We start from the raw sequence: 17,238 nt of genomic DNA, 5'->3' as shown, positions 1-17,238 counted from the left end.
GCAGCCCAATGGAAAAGCACAATCACCTGTTACCCAAAATGCAGGCTTTTCGTACACAAAAAAAATCTGCAAAACTGGATTTTTGGATTGGATTTGGCATTGCTCTTCTCGGCACAGCAGTGAGTATTTTACTCGAACTGGACGTAGCCGAAAATTTATACACTTTATCGCGCAATCATGAAAGCTGGGAACTGGATGAAATCATTTTACTTATTTTTTGGTTAGGCATAGGCGCTATCATTTATTCCATACGCCGAGTGCAAGATATTAAATCACTGAACAATACCATTGCCATGCAAGCGTACTACGACCCCATTACTCACCTACCTAACCGCATTATGGCATTTGAATACTTATCACACACACTGTTAAAAGCCAGCAATCAAAATTCGAAACTGGCCGTCATGTTTATTGATTTAGATAATTTCAAAGTCATTAATGACACTCACGGCCATGCCACTGGAGATAAATTAATTTTAAGTGTAAGTAAAACAATAAATACTCTATTACATTCCAAAGATTTACTTTGCCGAATTGGTGGCGATGAGTTTTTGTGCATCTTAGACCTGTCTCAAAAAAAAGATCATCTCAACGATGTACTAAACGATATTATCAATAGCCAAAAAATGCCGATCACCGTTTCAGAAAAGAGATTAATGGTCAACTATAGTGTGGGCGTAGCTTTATACCCAGACCACGGACACATAGCAAGTCACTTGGTGCAAGCCGCTGATACGGCTATGTATCACGTCAAAAGCTCAGGCAAGGGAGGGTTCCAACTCTATACTGAAGAGCTAGGGCAGGCATTACGCTTTCGGCGAGAAATTGAAGAATATTTACGGCAAGCGAATTTCGACCAAGAACTGTACTTGGTTTTTCAACCTCAAATTGATCTACATCGACAACGCATTCAAGCTTACGAAGTTTTGGTTCGATGGCACCATTCAGGTCAAGACATCAGCCCTAATGACTTTATTTCTATTGCAGAAGACATGGGTATTATTCGTCATATTGATCGCTGGGTATTAAAAAAAGCCATAGAGCAAACACAATCATGGCTTCCTGATGACACACGTTTATCAGTGAATATTTCCGCAGTAGAGTTTAATCAACACGACCTGATACCCTATATCAAAAAAACATTAGATGAATATCAGTTTTCAGCGAAAAAACTAGAACTGGAAATTACCGAAACCGCGTTAATTTCTGATTTTAAAACTGTGTACACCAAACTCAAAGAATTAAATGATTTAGGCATCACTATTGCCATTGATGATTTTGGTGTGGGCCATTCATCCTTGGCACGCCTAAAAGACCTTCCTTTTCATAAGCTAAAAATTGATCGAAGTTTTATCACAGAAATCCAGAGCGATGAGAAACAAAAAAGTATTGTGAAAGCAATAGTAGGGTTAGCTTACTATCTTGAATTGGATACCATTGTAGAAGGCGTTGAGTCTCAACAGCAAGTAGAGATTTTACAAGCGCTCGGGTGCTATGTCTTTCAAGGCCACCATTTCAGCAAACCATTAAAATCAAATGAAGCTTTGCTATTCTCCCCCTCTAAATTCAAAAACATTATTTTAAAAGACATGCCAAAAAGCAGAAATGTAATTGAACTGACCAAAACAAAACGACTGCACTAATGATTCATTTTCTGCTTGAAAATTTAATGGATAACAATTGAGGTTTAAAAATGAAGGAAGAAGCAAAACGGCCTCTCTCTTCATTTTCTGATGCCTCTTTTATAGAACGTCCTTTATAGAACGTCTTTTACAACTCATTTTTTATCCGAAGAGAAAACCTATACGTTAGACCAATTCCAGCTCGGCAGTCTCTTTCGTATCGTTAACCTCCGCATCAAACTCTGTCAACAAATATTCAAAAGCGGATAAAGAAGCTTTGGCACCTTCTCCCATAGAGATGACAATTTGCTTGTAGGGCACCGTCGTCACATCACCACAGGCAAACACACCAGGTATTGAAGTACGACATTTTTCATCAATAACAATTTCACCATAGGGCGAAACTTCAACCACATCTTTAATAAACTGGCTATTAGGCACCAACCCAATTTGGACAAACACCCCCTCTAAAGAGTGGGATTTTATCTCACCGCTATTACGATCTTGGTAAGACAAAGCACTCACCTTACCACTTGTCGCTTCGATTGCTTGAGTTGCGGCATTAGTGTAAATCTCAATATTCGCAGTGGCTTTTGCTTTATCAATAAGCACTTGATCTGCTTTCAGTTCAGGCATGAACTCATACAGTTTGACCGATTTTACAATGCCTGCCAGATCTAACGCCGCTTCAACACCAGAATTACCACCACCAATAACCGCAACATCTTTGCCTTTGAAAAAAGGCCCATCACAATGGGGACAGTAAGCCACACCATTACCGATATTTTCTTTTTCACCCGGAATGCCGAGCTCTCTCCACCGAGCGCCTGTGGCCACAATGAGCGCTTTGGTTTGAATCACCTCACCCGTGCTTAGAGTAACTTCTTTTAAGCCGTTTTGGGCATTGACCTCAACCACACGCACATGCTCTTTGGTGGTGATGTCATAATCTTGCATGTGGTTTTGCAACGCCCCCACCAACTCAGGGCCCGTGGTTTTAGATACAGAAATAAGATTTTCAATACCCATGGTATCTTTTACTTGCCCGCCTAAACGATCGGCCACGAGCGTTACGTTTAAACCTTTACGGGCACTATAAATAGCCGCACTCACACCGGCTGGCCCGCCACCAATCACCGTGACATCTTGTACGGGTAATTGATTTGTTTGCGATGTGCTAGCTTGTGGAGGGAAGCGTTCAATTAGCTTGTCTACAAGCTCTGCCACTTCCACTTTACCATTAGCAAATAATTCACCATTAAGATAAACACTGGGCACCCCTTGAATATCACGCTCTTCGATCAACTCCGGGTATAGCCCCCCATCAATCATTTCATTACTCACTTGCGGGTTGAGTAACGCAAATTGATTCAGTGCTTGAACGACATCTGGGCAGTTGTGACAGCTTAAGCTGATAAAGGTTTCAAATTTTAATGGTGTTGAAATACCTTGCACCAATTGAATAACGCTGTCGTCCAATTTTATTTCATGGCCGCCGGCATGCAAAACCGCCAAGACAAAAGAATTAAATTCATGCCCACCCGGTATGCCGGAAAAAACAACGCCGGTGGGAATCGCCGCCTCTCCTTCTTGTACTTCCAGTGTAAAAGACACTGCACTTCTTAGTGGTACTGCTGCTTGGTTTTCTTGTAAAGAGACACTATCTCTCTCTTCGAATGTCAATTTGTCGGAAACAGTTGCCACTTTTTGCAGGAATTCCACAAGTTCTGCGCGCTTAGTATGGTCTCCGGTTTGTAAAACTAGCGTCACGTTTTTCTTAAGGTGTTCTGCATAGCCTTTTAACGCGGTTAAAATCTCTGGGGTAATCACAATATTCTCCAATAAAAACGTAAGCTCTATTCAAATCAAACTGGTTACTTAGAATGCTGTTAAAAACACTCTTTTATTTACCTTGGATAGAGGGCTAGAAATATTCGGTTACCGGTAGACAGTGGCGCCGCTGCCTGTGGTATCTGCGGTTGAGAAGCGCTCGTTACCGAGCGCTTTGTGTTGAACATCGTCCAACATTCATAATTTGCCAACAAATTAGATCTTTCCAACAAGATCCAAAGAAGGCGCCAAGGTTGCTTCACCTTCTTTCCATTTGGCTGGACAAACTTCACCTGGGTGAGAGGCAACATACTGAGCGGCCTTCACTTTACGCAACAAGTCTTCAGCATCACGACCAATACCTTCAGCAGTGATTTCCATGGCTTGAATCACGCCCTCTGGGTCAACAACGAACGTACCGCGATCAGCAAGGCCTTGACCTTCACGCATCACTTCAAAATTGCGAGTAATTTCACCGGTTGGATCGCCAATCATGGTGTATTGAATTTTACCAATGGTGTCAGAAGAGTCGTGCCAAGCCTTGTGGGTGAAGTGAGTATCGGTAGACACTGAGTAAATTTCGACCCCCATAGATTGGAAAGCATCATAGTGATCAGCCAAGTCACCCAATTCGGTTGGACAAACAAACGTGAAGTCAGCTGGGTAGAAGAAGAACACAGACCACTTGCCTTCTAAATCTTTGTCACTTACTTCAACGAATTCACCCTGTTTAAAAGCTGTGGCGTTAAAAGGTTTAATTTTTGTGTTGATTAAAGCCATTACAAATGCTCCATTCGTTGGTTTTTTTAGGCGTGTTAAACACGCGTTTTATAAAGAAACAATCTCTGCCTACATTTAAGCCTGCTCTTAGCAAAACGGCTTGAGTAAAATAAAGGCAACCACTGTTTCGTGTCTTTGCTAACAATGATTGTATGGTAGGCTGTATCAGTGTTCTAGTAAATTGAATAAAACCAATTGTGATGTTCAGTTTTTCCAATGACTAGAACTTGATCATCCTGTGACCAGAAGAGCCCAACCATGATCTCCTTAAAACATCTAAAGTACGCACTGGCTGTGAAAGAGTTTTTACATTTCAAGAAAGCAGCGGATGCCTGTGCCATTTCACAATCCACACTCAGCACCGCCATCAATGATTTAGAGGCGCAATTGGGCTTTAAGGTTTTTGAACGAGATAACAAAAAAGTCCTTGTGACGACATTAGGCCAACAAATGCTGTTGATGGCCGATGACATCATGATGCAAATGAATGACCTTACAGGCTTAGCCGACACCATTAAAGCACCACTTTCAGGCAGCTTCTCCGTAGGTATCATACCCACCATAGCCCCCTATCTCTTGCCGTTGATGCTGCCGGCACTCGCAGAACACTACCCTCGTTTGGCTCTGCAAGTGGATGAAGACCAATCTCATCATTTAGTGGCGAAGGTCTTGTCTGGGCAATTAGACACAGCCATCTTGGCACTTCCCTACGACTGTGAAGGGCTATTAACATTTGAATTTTGGGAAGAAAATTTCTATTTAGTCACCTCTATTGAAAATGAACTATCACAATTAGCCAGTGTAAAAAGTGAAGATATTCGGCTCTCGAACTTAATGCTGCTAAAAGATGGGCACTGCCTGAAAGATCACGCCTTGGCGGTGTGCGAAGTCAATATCAACACCCCGTTCAGCATTGGAGGGAGTAGCCTTAACACTCTGGTTGAATTGGTGGCAGGAGGACTTGGCACCACTCTCATACCTGAAATGGGTCTACAACAATTGGTTAACCATCACCCAAGGCTCAGAGCTATACCACTGAACGAACCCGGCCCCCATCGCCGTATTGCATTTGCAGTACGCCCTAACTATCCCGCTTTGGAAAACATCGAGCGGTTAAAAAAATTGTTAAGCTCACAACTGGTCGAACTCATAGCTTAAGGGTATTTTGGAAGTATTTATTTTGAACAACCGGCTCTGAATAGCGCGACTCTCAATAGCACGACTCTCAATGACTGAATTCTATAAAGATACACAATATCAAAGCGACAAACTTATCTTCAATTAGAATATAAAGGCCATGGTTATTAGGCATCGCTATAGCTAAAAACTAGAAATCAATACCAAATGTATTCTAAACTGAAATTAACATTTTTTTGCAAATAACATTGGGATTAATACTCCACTGCCCTAAACATGGAAAAGCATGGCAATCTAACTCTATGCATCAGTCCATCGATAAAAAACAAGATACCATCGCCTGCCTCCTCACTAAACCGAGGTTACATCAGTTAGGTTATTGCTTTTTTGCACAACTCTATTTGTACCCAAAAACACTAAGAAGGAAAAAAATTATTCCTTTTACTATCATCCCTTTCCTTCTAATTAAACCTTTTTTTATACTATTCGTACTGACGGTTTTTTATTCTTTATCAACATCAGCATCAAATTCACCCATCATGTATTCGCTGAGTTTTTTTGAAGAAAATTCTTACGCATCAGGCAACACTCTATCGATTAAAGACATTTTGCATAACCAAGAAAACCTATTCCAAGAGCCCGGAGAACAAGGCCTGTCTTTTGGATGGAAATCACATCCAGTTTGGGTCAAAATTAAAATTGACAACACCCCCGAAATACAAGAAACCTTATTATTACAAATATTGTACCCACTGTTGGATGAGCTCTCGGTTTTTTATATTAATCACGACCAACAAATCATCAACACGTACATAACAGGCGACCGCCAACCCTTTAATCAACGACCCATTTTTGATACCCATTTTATTTTTCCCATCACTAATATGGGAGATATTTCTTCGATTTACCTTCGAGCCAAATCCAGCAGCTCTGTACAAATACCCGTTGAATTTTCAACACAAACAGACTACTACCAACAGAAATCCTATCAATCTACCCTAAATGGCGTACTGTTTGGACTGATGATCAGCATGATCATTTACAACTTCTTTTTATACTGTTCGGTAGGTAGAGCGGCATACCTGTACTACGTCTTATTTGTGGCTTCTTTTATTGTTTTGCAGTTAGGTCTTCGAGGCATCGGCTATCAATTCATTTGGCCTCAATATCCAGGGGTCAATAATTACGCAATTGCCTGCTCAGGTGCTTTTGCCCTTTTCTTTTTAATGCTGTTTGCAAAATCGTTCTTGCAACTCAATGAAGATCGAATGATGCAAAAAATCATTAACCTCATGATCGCTTTTAGCGTCAGTATCATCGCCGCCACCTTTGTTTTTTCATACTCTCAAGTCATAAAACCGTTGGCGGTAACAACAATGGCATTTTCCATTATTGTCATCGTCATGGGGGCACAACGATATCGACAAGGGTTTTCAGACGCCCGCTATTATCTTTTAGCGTGGATTGCGGCCGTCATCGGCAGCATGATCTACCTCAGTAAACAATTGGGCTGGCTACCCATTAATTTCTTAACTGAACACTCAATGATTTTCGGTTCATGCTTGGAAATGCTGCTTTTGTCTCTGGCTCTGGCAGACCGGCTCAATACACTTCGAAAACACCTTAAAAAGGCGTATCAGGATTTAGCCGCACAAAACAGCAATTTGGAACATCAAGTGTCTGAGCGCACCGGTGAACTTACTCGTGCCTTGGAAGAATTAACCACTGCCAATGAAAAGCTGGCACGCGTTTCTGTCACCGATAAGTTAACAGGGCTGCGTAATCGCTATCATTTTGACTTAGCCTTGGAACAAGAATTAAATCGAGTGAAGCGCAATCTTTCGGATATGAGCCTGCTCCTGGCAGACATCGACCACTTCAAACGCATCAACGATAACTGGGGCCATACGGTGGGTGATCAAGCACTCCAAATGGTTAGCGATTGTTTACGATCCGTCATTGGCAGAAACATTGACAGTATTTGCCGATACGGAGGAGAAGAATTTGCGCTGATTCTGCCTTCTACCAACTTGGAGAACGCCGCTTTTGTTGCCGAAAAAATACGCAAAACAGTTGAAATCACTCAATTCAGCCATAACGGTACCCCCATCCCCCTCACCATTTCTGTCGGCGTAGCCTCTGTTGCCTATGGACAACAATGCAAATTAGATGAAATTGTTCAGGCGGCTGATACGGCTTTATATCAAGCCAAAGACAAAGGGCGCAACCGCATTTGCAAAGCGCCCAGACTAGCGGTGAATACCCACAAACCTGCACCGGTTATACAACTCTCTCAATAAGTGTTGATCACTTTATTATTTATACGTCATTTCCAATATCACCCATTGCACAATAACCGCTTATTATAAAATGGAGAATAGATCGGAAAGGCTTGCTTTATAGCGCACCTTTAAACCCTTGCTGGCGCCACGCTTCATAGCTCACAATGGCGACGGCATTGGATAGGTTTAAACTTCGATTATTCTCACACATGGGAATGCGTAAGCGGTGCTCAGGTGGAAAACTGTTGCGAATATCATCAGGCAAACCCGACGTTTCTGAACCAAATAATAAAACATCATCAGGTTGATAATGTAATTGATCATGGGGCCGACTTCCTTTTGTCGTCAACGCAAGAATGCGGCGCTCTCCCATTGCTTCTTTAAAGGCAGAGTAATCGCTATAGCGTGTCACTCGTGAGAGGTCATGATAATCAAGCCCTGCCCTACGTAATTTTTTTTCTTCAAAATCAAACCCTAATGGCTCAATCAAATGTAAATGACAACCATTATTGGCCGCCAGTCGAATAATATTACCTGTATTGGGAGCAATACGAGGCTCATGCAAAGCAATATGAAACATGACTTCAAATACACCATTAATCGATTTCTGTGACTGCATATTGATTATTCATTAATCAAAAAATGCTGCCCTTTCACACAATAGGCAGCCAAAGAGACTGCCTATTTATTACTCTAAAGCTCAATGGATAAACTGATTGCATTAGGTTTTGCTCACTGCTTTAGAAGGCATTACCATAACGCCTTTGTATTCTATCACCGACGAACGTTATCTGCTTTATGAGTGTCGGTGGTTTCAAGATAACATCGAGACGCAGTAACGGGTTTTATCTATGGCAACCATTCGTATTTTCTATGGCACAGTAATGGGGACAGCCCAGGGTGTCGCCATTGCACTCAATAAATTTCTCTCTGATGAGGGCCATCAGACAATAATGCAAAGCTCTGCTTTTCAAGCCTCAGACCTTGAAAATGAAAACGAGATATTACTTATTTGCACCTCCAATACCGGAGCCGGTGATATTCCACCGTCACTCCAGCCCCTTTACCTTCATTTGAAAAATGATTACCCACGCATTGCTGGTCGGTCATACAGCATCATCAACCTAGGAGACAGTGCCTACCCCACCTTCGGTCAAGCCGGTATCAGCCTAGACGAAGCGTTTACCGACATCGGAGCCACCCGCCTTGGGGACATTCTTACACTGGATGCCTCAATAGGAGAAAGCCCTCAACAACAAGCGCTCACCTGGGCAGAAGAGTGGATAAAAAACCTATGACCGCACACACCAAACCCATCGGGCTATTCTATGGTAGCTCTACTTGTTACACAGAAATGGCCGGAGAAAAAATTCGGGATACTATTGGATCGGAATTAGTCGATATCTTTAATATTGCTGACGAGCCTTTATCCACCACCTTGTCATACCCTTATCTCATCTTGGGCATACCCACATGGGATTACGGCGAATTACAAGAAGACTGGGAAGAAATATGGGGTGAGTTTGAACCCGACTACTTTAAAGGCAAGAAAGTCGCCTTATACGGGCTTGGCGATCAAGTCGGCTACCCTGAATGGTTTTTAGATGCAATGGGATACCTGCATGCCAAAGTAGTCGCACTGGGCGCCATTCCAGTGGGTTACTGGAGTGTCGAGGGTTATGAATTTGAAGCCTCTAAAGCGTTGACCCCCGATCAATCTCAATTTGTTGGACTGGCGCTGGATGACGAAAACGAATTTGACCAGTCACAAGAAAGAATTGAAATTTGGTGTAAGCAAATACGACAAGAGTTTGGCCTGTAGTTTAGCTACAGGCAAACTAAACTCCTTAATACCAATATACCCTTTTAACACCAACACACCTCTTTATAGCTACTTCCCTGTTCATTGATCGCTTTATTGGTCTTTTTTGATCTTACTTGCAACCACCACCCTTTCAAACCCCTTCCGTCAATTTACACCGCCTGAACTTATAGCTTAAAGAAAAAGTGTTAAAAAACGTCGTAAAAGAAAACAAAATGAGCCAACAACAGTATCTATCACCTATACTAAATGATAAGCATACAAATAAAAAAGTAATAATAAATGAAGTCTTTTATTAAATCTTATCACACCCCAGAAGCACAATGCATTTTGTGCATTTTTGCATTTTGCATGGTTAGCTGGCCTGTTATTGCAGATCTTACCATCGGGTATGCAACTACGTTTTACTATTTATTTGCCAGCTGGTTCCTATTTCCTTTCATTGACTTTATTATCCATAGCATAGAAAAGCGCACAAAGGGATAACTGCCTCTCATGGAAAGTATTCTTCTGCTAGTTTTAGTATGCGCAGCCTACATGGCCTTTCTTTTCTATATTGCTTTCGCATCCAAAAAATGCAAAAAACTCAGTACAAACAAATACCTTTATTCTCTATTACTACCTATTTACTGCACATCATGGACTTTTTTTGGGAGCATTGGTTGGGCTGCCACATCCGGCTACAGTTTTTTAACCATTCATATTGGCAGCGGCTTTGCCTTGCTATTTGGAGGATTTATTGCCAAACGAATCTTAGCGTGCAAAAAGAATTATTACATTACCAATATTGCCGATTTCATTTCAGCTCGCTATGGATGCTCAAGAATCATCGCCGCTTACATTTCCATTGTTTGTGCCTTAGCCATACTGCCTTATATTGGGCTTCAAATACGATCCATACTCAACTCCCTGACCACTATCAGCAACACACAAAGCGTCGGCAACTCACTATCGCAAAGCTACTTTATTGACTTCTTTTTCATAATCTCCATTATCATTTTCACCATATTGTTTGGAGTAAAAGACTCAGACATCACAAAAAAACAACCAGGCATATTATGTGCTTTAGCCTTTCAAAACATATTTAAACTACTCACTTTCTTGATCGCCTCCGTCTTTATTGTCTATTTTCTTTTTGATGGCTTGGGCGACATTTTTACACAATTTGAAACAGCCTCATTATCACAACCCGAACTAAAAGCACTAATGCAACCCCCTCACCTTCCGGATTGGGTAGCTCTAATGGTGCTTTCGATGTCGGCCGTCTTTTTTCTTCCTCATATGTTCCACATTTTAATTGTTGAAAATGAAAGTGAAGAGCAAATAGAAACAGCAAAATGGCTATTTCCTTTCTATCAAATCGCCATTAATTTTTTCGTCATTCCTATCGCAATGGCCGGTATACTATTAGGTTATGCACCCTCTCAAGCTGATACATTATTAATGCAAATCCCAATGGCCGCCGACAATAGCCACTTCTTTGGAACAATCATTTTTATCGGAGGCTTTTCCGCCGCCATGGGGATGATAGTGGTAGCATCATTAACCACATCCAATATGATGACCAATCACATTGCACTACCAATCATTGATACCTACCCACAACTTGTTCACTTAAAGCGATACATTGTGGCTATTCGTAGGTCAATCGTTGCCGTATTGATATTAGCGGCCTACGTGTTTGTGTCGGTTTTATCTGAATCGTTCATGTTATCTCAAGTTGGGCTGTTTGCTTTCGTTATCGTATTACAGTTCGCTCCCTTGGCAATAGGTGGGCTATTTTGGAAGAAAGGTTCATCAAAAGGCGCTATAGCGGGCTTATCTGCCGGGCTTTTCATTTGGTTGTACTGCATGATGTTACCAGCACTCGAAAAAAGTGATGTCATATCCCTGACTTACCTAGAAGCAGGGTGGGCAAGTGGCTTTCTAAATCCCGAAGCGTTATTTGGTCTACAAGTAGGCGGAAATACGGCTCACACAGTATTCTGGAGCCTATTTTTTAACATTACTTTTTATATTATCGCCTCTATATTTTCTAGGCAAAGCGACAACGAGAGCTGGACAACTCAACTCTTTTTTACACAGCTTGAAAGCATCAAGTTAGAATCTAAAGATAGCAAAAACAACATTGATACTCATGAGAAAAAATTACTGGCAACTGATATCTTTGAGCACTACTTTGATTCCACCCTCGCTCAAAAACATGTCAACCATTGTTTCTCTGTACACGAAGCCAACAACAAAGCAAAAATGACTATTTTCGATTTAGTTCGCATAAAGTCAGAAATAGAACGAGTTCTATCAGGTCACATTGGAGCAGCCGAAGCACACCAATCTATTAAAAAATCAAATTTTTTTAGTGAAAACGAGAAAAAAATACTGGAAAGCGCGTACTCTGAATTGCTTTATGAGATCAACTTAACTCCGCAAGAAATTCATAAAAAAATCAACTATTACAAAGAGCGAGCTCGCTTAATTCAAGATCAATTTGAGACCTTTAAGCGAGCCGAAAAAGCAGAAAAAGAAAAAGACATGAAAAGTGAATTTCTTGCAACAATGAGCCATGAGCTACGAACACCACTCAATGGCATTATAGGAATGTCAGACATTCTTAACGAGACATCACTTAATCAAGAGCAAACAGAATATCTTAGCACTATACGCTCCTCATCCAACCTTCTCCTTACTATAGTTAATGATATTCTTGATTATTCAAAACTAGAATCTGGAAAATATGAACTGGAGAAAGCACCTTTTCATCTAAATAACTTCATAAAAGAAAGCCTTAAAATATTCGAAGCCAAATCGTTAACCACTGGTATTGAGCTAACCGTAACAATCTCAAAAGATTGTCCAGAATGGATATGTGCTGACAGCTATCGAATTCGACAAATCCTCAATAATATTATAGGGAATGCGTTTAAATTTACTCAAAAAGGCGAAGTTTCTATTTCAGTTGACTCAAAGTATGAAGGCCAATTAAATTTTGAAATTAATGACACAGGCATTGGGATTGCCGAAGAAAATCGAGAAAAGATCTTTAACCCCTTTGCCCAAGCCGACCCCAGCACTGTTAAACATTTTGGAGGTACAGGCTTGGGGCTCTCTATTTGCCAGTTTCTTATTCACGCCATGGGAGGTGAAATTGGCGTAAAAAACAACACTCATGGGGGCGCTTGTTTTTACTTCTCTATTACGTTCGAGAAAATAAGTTCCATTCCAACCACTTCAATAACCCCTGCAAAAACCAACCACAGTGAGGCAGGTACCACTGACTTTTCTCAATTGCATGTCTTGGTAGCAGAGGACAACAGCGTCAACCAAAAGGTCATTACAGGCCTATTGCGGAAAGTATTCATCAAACCTGTTATCGTCAATAATGGAGAAGAGGCTGTCACCAAAATTCGAGAAAACCCGGATGTATTTGATTTAATTTTTATGGATTGTGAAATGCCCATCATGGATGGCTATACCGCAGCAAAAATAATCAGAGAAGAAGAAAACAAAAAAAAGTTGGTTATTATCGCTTTAAGTGCACACGTACTTGAAGAGTACAAAAGACAAGCACTCAAAGCAGGGATGAATGATTATCTATCGAAGCCCATTCAAAAAGAAAAACTGTGGGGTATTTTCGATACCTATTTTCAAAAACGGTAACGAGCATTATTCTTGACTGTTTGAATATTCTTTGTCACTCACAACTTGTGATTCTTGTAGTAGGTCAAAGTGAGGATCCCCCCCCTTCCATCGAGCTACAATCTTAGATAAAGAGTGTTTATTGACAGGCTTTGTTATTACATCGTCTATGCCCGCATCAATAAATGTACCTCGCTTTCCTTTCATTGCGGAAGAAACCATGATAACAATAGGTGTCCCTTTCGCATAATCGCCTGCCATACCTTGTCGAATATACTCTGCCGCCTCAAGCCCATCCAATACTGGCATTTGATAATCCATTAAAATAAATGTGTAAGGGTCAGCCATACGGCGACTGATTTTCTCTAAAGCTTCCTTACCACTACTGGCAACCTCTGTATAACACTCCAGCGAGTGTAAATACTGACAAATTATTTCTTGATTCAGTTGATTATCTTCTACAACCAACACAACCGGTTTTTCGGCCATTTCTTTGGCAATTGAATCAGAATGAGCTTGCAGAAGATAAACATGGCGAGACAGCACGGAAAAAGCATCCGTCCCCCACTGCAACTCAGGACTGACCACCGAATATAGAGCAGAAAAAAGTCGATATGAAGTAGCAGGCTTTTCAAAATAAGCAAAAAAGCCATTTAAACGGATATATTTATTTTCCAGTGTCGACGTAGCACCAACCATAAGAATGCTCTTCATACGGTTAAGTTTCACATCTGTCATAAAGATACTGCCAAGCTCAACACCGCTAATGCCTGGCAAATTTTCATTAATAATTACCACATCAAAAGGGATGCTCTGAGATTCGCCCACTAAATTCAAACAAACATCCAAAGCACTTTGGCCATCGCTTGAGGTTTGAACGGTAACTCCCCAGTGCTCCAATTGTCGACAAATGACCTCCCTATGGTATTGATTACTATCGACAACTAACACGGTTAATGTTTCTATATCTTGAACAGGCAAAGGTTCTGAATGCTCTCTCGATAGCTGCACTGGGATCGTGAAAGAAAAAGTACTTCCTTTGCCGACCTCGCTGGAAACAGATATCTCGCCCTCCATTGCATAACATAAACGCTTTACAATGGCCAGCCCCAATCCTGCGCCTCCGTACTCCCTCGAATGAGAATCATCGATCTGGGTAAAAACATTAAAGAGAATATTTTGCTTAGAGGAGTGAATACCAATACCGCTGTCACGGACAACTCCAATTAATTTGGGCTGTCCGAATGATGAATCATCTACCGTCAAGGTGACGATTACATGCCCCTTTTTAGTAAATTTGATCGCATTATCAATAAGGTGATCTAAAATTTGCTGAAGGCGAAAAAGATCTCCTAGCAGGACTTTTTCGTCTAGCTCAGCAGTATCAACTATAAACTCAAGCCCTTTTTCTTCTGCCTTTTTTACATTCGCTTCAACAACAGCAGAGATCAAACTATGCACACTAAATGGGTTGGATTCAATTGAAAGCGCATTGGACTCCATATCCGTAAAGTCAAGCACATCACTGATTAAGCCCATTAGTGATTCAGCACTGTCTCGAGCAATTTCCGCCCTCTGCTTTTGATCCTCTGGAAGCGGCTTTGCCAACATAATATTCAGCATACCCAATAATCCATTCATTGGTGTGCGTATTTCATGACTTATATTGGCCAGAAACTGACTCTTTGCCAGTGTGGCGCTCTCAGCTTCAAACTTCAGCATAAGCGCATTATCTTTCTGCCGAAATAATTCTCGAAAAGAAGATTTAAGTGCAAATTCCATAGGCCGAAAAATAATAATGGCTTCCGTCAATAATGCCATTAAAGTGAATAGCCAAATTCCCCACTCCATATACAACAAATCTTGAGATCGTGAATAAGCCTCTTCCTCATATTGATTGACAATATTATTGAGATCCTCAAGCAATCCATCAACAAACTCTCTCTCAAATACAAGCAAGTTGACATTTGATAATCCGCTAAAAGAATTAACACTCAACAAAAGTTGAACATTATCCACATAATATCGGACACGATGATCAACAGATTGTTCTCCACCCTCAAAATAAAGCCTCTCTAATGTTTTGGACAATGGCCTGATAGATAATTGAGTTAATATCTGGTGAGAATGAAAAAGCTCTTCCGCCGCTTCTTGCAATGACTCTGATGTCGAATGAGAAACCGTAAACTCAGGACTAGCCTCTAGATAAATTTGAGACAAAAAAGCAATACGCTGTGACAGCATTCTTTGACGACCAGCCATATTAATGGTGGCGCCATCACTTAATTGCAACTCCAATACACGATAAATCAAAGAAAAACTGAAAGACGATAACAAAGCAATCATCAGTAGCGCCAGACAATAGCGCCACCGAAAACCACGAACCACTTTTTTACTGGCTTGCTTTTCATTCAACACTTTGTCCTCCTTAACCAGTAGGGCTCTACAAAGCTTAAACTTTAATTTTCGATAACAACACCTACCGTCTCATTTCTTGAAGTTCAACTTTCTTGATGTACAACTTTCTTGATGCAAACTTTTTAAAGCACAAATCCAATCGTTAAAAAAATGGAATGTAAAACATAACTCCCTTAACCCCAAAAACTTTAAGCACAACACACCCTTAACCTCAGAACATGGCAACACTAAAACTAAAAAAGAATTAAAATACGACTAATTTTCAAACACCATTACCATGAAACAAATAGTAAATCACCATGCAATGATTATGAGGCAAAAAACAGACATCACTACCATTTATATCGCCAAAGGCCATGGCGCTACTCATATCATCATTTAAACAATTTTTTATTCCATCAAATTTATTAATTGATGATATAAACCTCATTAATCGTATCGAGCGCGTCGAATAATCGGAACCATTTCTTTCCATAAAGCATAGTAAGCTTTATTGGCTGGGCGAGATTTTGCAAACGTATCCAAAGGACCTCTAAACTCTCCCATTTTCTCAACATCTGTCGAAAATGGAATAGAAACTTTTAAAAAACGCTTATACTGGCGGCGCAGTCGTTCCATCGTATTTCTGTGCATATTTTTCTGCCGCTGCACCATGGAAAAGAAAGGCACTATACGTTTAGAGGCATACCCATTCTGGGTAAAAAAATCATGGAGTTGTTCGAAAGTTCTTTCCGATAAGGTTGATGGAATCACAGGGACAAAAATGGCGTGAGAGGCTTCAAAAATCGCTTCAGCCAAATGCCCAATAGAAGGTGGGCAATCGAGCACGATAAAATCGTATTCTTTATCCAATCCAGATAAGACTTTTTTTAGGCGCGTTTTACGGCGCGCCAATTGAGAAAGCATAACATCGAATTTTCGAAAATTAATCTGCGCCGGAATAATATCCAAATTCATAAATTCAGTGGCTTTGATCTGACCCACTAAATGTTCGTAAGCATCAAAAAAGCGCTTACTCCAGTTTTTCCTTACCGAAGACACTTTAAAATAAAACGAAGAGGCGCCTTGTGGGTCTAAGTCAATCAATAAGGTTCGATTTCCTGTTCTGGCGGCCCAGTATGCAATATTTACTGACGTAGCCGTCTTTCCGACGCCCCCTTTCATGCTATAACAAGCAATAACTTTCAAACATTCCTCCTCAACAGCCTTACTTTTATACTCAAACTATCACATTTCTTGCTCGGTTTGGCCCCGATCAATGTAGTTCACTCCTTCATTAACCTCAGAAGGGTAACAGTCTGTCAATCAGCGCATATTCAGACAAATGGGGCTTAAAGAAATTTTTAACCTACAAATACCGCAAATCACATAGAATTTATCCGCCAATAGACCGTAAAACCGTATCATATATGCCAAGTATAGCGAGAGAGTTTTTAGAACAGCAATGTGTCGCCATAATCATCATTAAAGCCAACAAAGATCACCTGATAACTGCTCTGTTATTTACTTCAATCAGTCTACAAATTTGACACACGTAACAGCTTGAAAATTAGACACTTGCCCCGGCTCTTCAAACAGGCGATAAAGGGTGTAAAGTGTCATCAATTATGTCATTTTTATTTATTTCATTGGGGGAGTAGCTTTAACCGTAAATGATACAAACACAAGAGTTAAGCAAACGTTTAAAATAAAGACGCTTATCAAAACCACA

At 40.7% G+C, this 17,238-nt stretch carries 11 protein-coding genes; 6 read left to right on the top strand and 5 right to left on the bottom strand.

The genetic code is table 11. The features are described 5' to 3' along the window. The first annotated feature begins 8 nt into the window (after window positions 1-8). Window positions 9-1,643 carry a putative bifunctional diguanylate cyclase/phosphodiesterase gene (locus tag LU351_RS03245; RefSeq protein ID WP_232592562.1) on the top strand — a complete coding sequence of 545 codons (1,635 nt, stop codon included), beginning with the start codon at window positions 9-11 and terminating at the stop codon, window positions 1,641-1,643. 165 nt (window positions 1,644-1,808) lie between these two features. On the opposite strand, the gene ahpF is transcribed toward LU351_RS03245, so the two are convergent. Both ahpF and ahpC read right to left on the bottom strand, forming a co-directional pair. Beyond that, window positions 1,809-3,452 (bottom strand): alkyl hydroperoxide reductase subunit F, encoded by a 1,644-nt coding sequence (gene ahpF, locus LU351_RS03240; RefSeq protein ID WP_232592561.1) that lies wholly within the window; start codon window positions 3,450-3,452, stop codon window positions 1,809-1,811. A 216-nt stretch (window positions 3,453-3,668) separates the two neighbouring features. Then, window positions 3,669-4,232, bottom strand: coding sequence for an alkyl hydroperoxide reductase subunit C (gene ahpC / locus LU351_RS03235; protein WP_232592560.1), 564 nt, complete (start codon window positions 4,230-4,232; stop codon window positions 3,669-3,671). Window positions 4,233-4,490: 258 nt separating this feature from the next. Here ahpC and LU351_RS03230 point away from each other — a divergent pair, with 258 nt between their 5' ends. After that, window positions 4,491-5,390, top strand: coding sequence for a hydrogen peroxide-inducible genes activator (locus tag LU351_RS03230; RefSeq protein ID WP_232592559.1), 900 nt, complete (start codon window positions 4,491-4,493; stop codon window positions 5,388-5,390). A gap of 518 nt (window positions 5,391-5,908) precedes the next feature. Continuing rightward, entirely contained in the window at window positions 5,909-7,669 is a 1,761-nt protein-coding gene (locus tag LU351_RS03225) for a sensor domain-containing diguanylate cyclase (RefSeq protein WP_232592558.1), read from the top strand. 97 nt (window positions 7,670-7,766) lie between these two features. Here LU351_RS03225 and LU351_RS03220 read toward each other — a convergent pair whose 3' ends face one another. Continuing rightward, window positions 7,767-8,231, bottom strand: coding sequence for a tRNA (cytidine(34)-2'-O)-methyltransferase (locus LU351_RS03220; protein WP_232592618.1), 465 nt, complete (start codon window positions 8,229-8,231; stop codon window positions 7,767-7,769). A 271-nt stretch (window positions 8,232-8,502) separates the two neighbouring features. Here LU351_RS03220 and LU351_RS03215 point away from each other — a divergent pair, with 271 nt between their 5' ends. The 3 genes from LU351_RS03215 (at window position 8,503) to LU351_RS03205 (ending at window position 13,130) form a co-directional block, all read left to right on the top strand. Beyond that, the gene (locus LU351_RS03215) at window positions 8,503-8,949 is read left to right on the top strand and encodes a flavodoxin domain-containing protein (RefSeq protein WP_232592557.1); all 447 of its coding nucleotides are present in this window, start codon (window positions 8,503-8,505) and stop codon (window positions 8,947-8,949) included. Beyond that, the gene (gene fldB, locus LU351_RS03210; protein WP_232592556.1) at window positions 8,946-9,473 is read left to right on the top strand and encodes a flavodoxin FldB; all 528 of its coding nucleotides are present in this window, start codon (window positions 8,946-8,948) and stop codon (window positions 9,471-9,473) included. The genes LU351_RS03215 and fldB overlap by 4 nt, the downstream gene beginning before the upstream one ends. 495 nt (window positions 9,474-9,968) lie before the next feature. After that, window positions 9,969-13,130 (top strand): ATP-binding protein, encoded by a 3,162-nt coding sequence (locus LU351_RS03205; RefSeq protein WP_232592555.1) that lies wholly within the window; start codon window positions 9,969-9,971, stop codon window positions 13,128-13,130. A gap of 6 nt (window positions 13,131-13,136) precedes the next feature. Here LU351_RS03205 and LU351_RS03200 read toward each other — a convergent pair whose 3' ends face one another. After that, window positions 13,137-15,527, bottom strand: coding sequence for a response regulator (locus LU351_RS03200; protein ID WP_232592554.1), 2,391 nt, complete (start codon window positions 15,525-15,527; stop codon window positions 13,137-13,139). A 429-nt stretch (window positions 15,528-15,956) separates the two neighbouring features. Then, complete coding sequence (locus LU351_RS03195) at window positions 15,957-16,715, bottom strand: ParA family protein (RefSeq protein ID WP_232592553.1); 759 nt, start codon at window positions 16,713-16,715, stop codon at window positions 15,957-15,959. Window positions 16,716-17,238 lie beyond the last annotated feature (523 nt).

Source organism: Marinibactrum halimedae (genome assembly GCF_021234875.1).
Classification (GTDB): Bacteria; Pseudomonadota; Gammaproteobacteria; order Pseudomonadales; family Cellvibrionaceae; genus Marinibactrum; species Marinibactrum halimedae.
This window is presented reverse-complemented; position numbering and strand designations above follow the sequence as displayed.

Excerpts from the sequence above, each read along its gene's own strand:
- LU351_RS03245 (WP_232592562.1), top strand. The coding sequence starts at position 9 with ATGGAAAAGCACAATCACCTGTTACCCAAAATGCAGGCTTTTCGTACA.
- ahpC (WP_232592560.1), bottom strand. The coding sequence starts at position 4,232 with ATGGCTTTAATCAACACAAAAATTAAACCTTTTAACGCCACAGCTTTT.
- LU351_RS03230 (WP_232592559.1), top strand. The coding sequence starts at position 4,491 with ATGATCTCCTTAAAACATCTAAAGTACGCACTGGCTGTGAAAGAGTTT.
- LU351_RS03225 (WP_232592558.1), top strand. The coding sequence starts at position 5,909 with ATGTATTCGCTGAGTTTTTTTGAAGAAAATTCTTACGCATCAGGCAAC.
- LU351_RS03220 (WP_232592618.1), bottom strand. The coding sequence starts at position 8,231 with ATGTTTCATATTGCTTTGCATGAGCCTCGTATTGCTCCCAATACAGGT.
- LU351_RS03215 (WP_232592557.1), top strand. The coding sequence starts at position 8,503 with ATGGCAACCATTCGTATTTTCTATGGCACAGTAATGGGGACAGCCCAG.
- fldB (WP_232592556.1), top strand. The coding sequence starts at position 8,946 with ATGACCGCACACACCAAACCCATCGGGCTATTCTATGGTAGCTCTACT.
- LU351_RS03205 (WP_232592555.1), top strand. The coding sequence starts at position 9,969 with ATGGAAAGTATTCTTCTGCTAGTTTTAGTATGCGCAGCCTACATGGCC.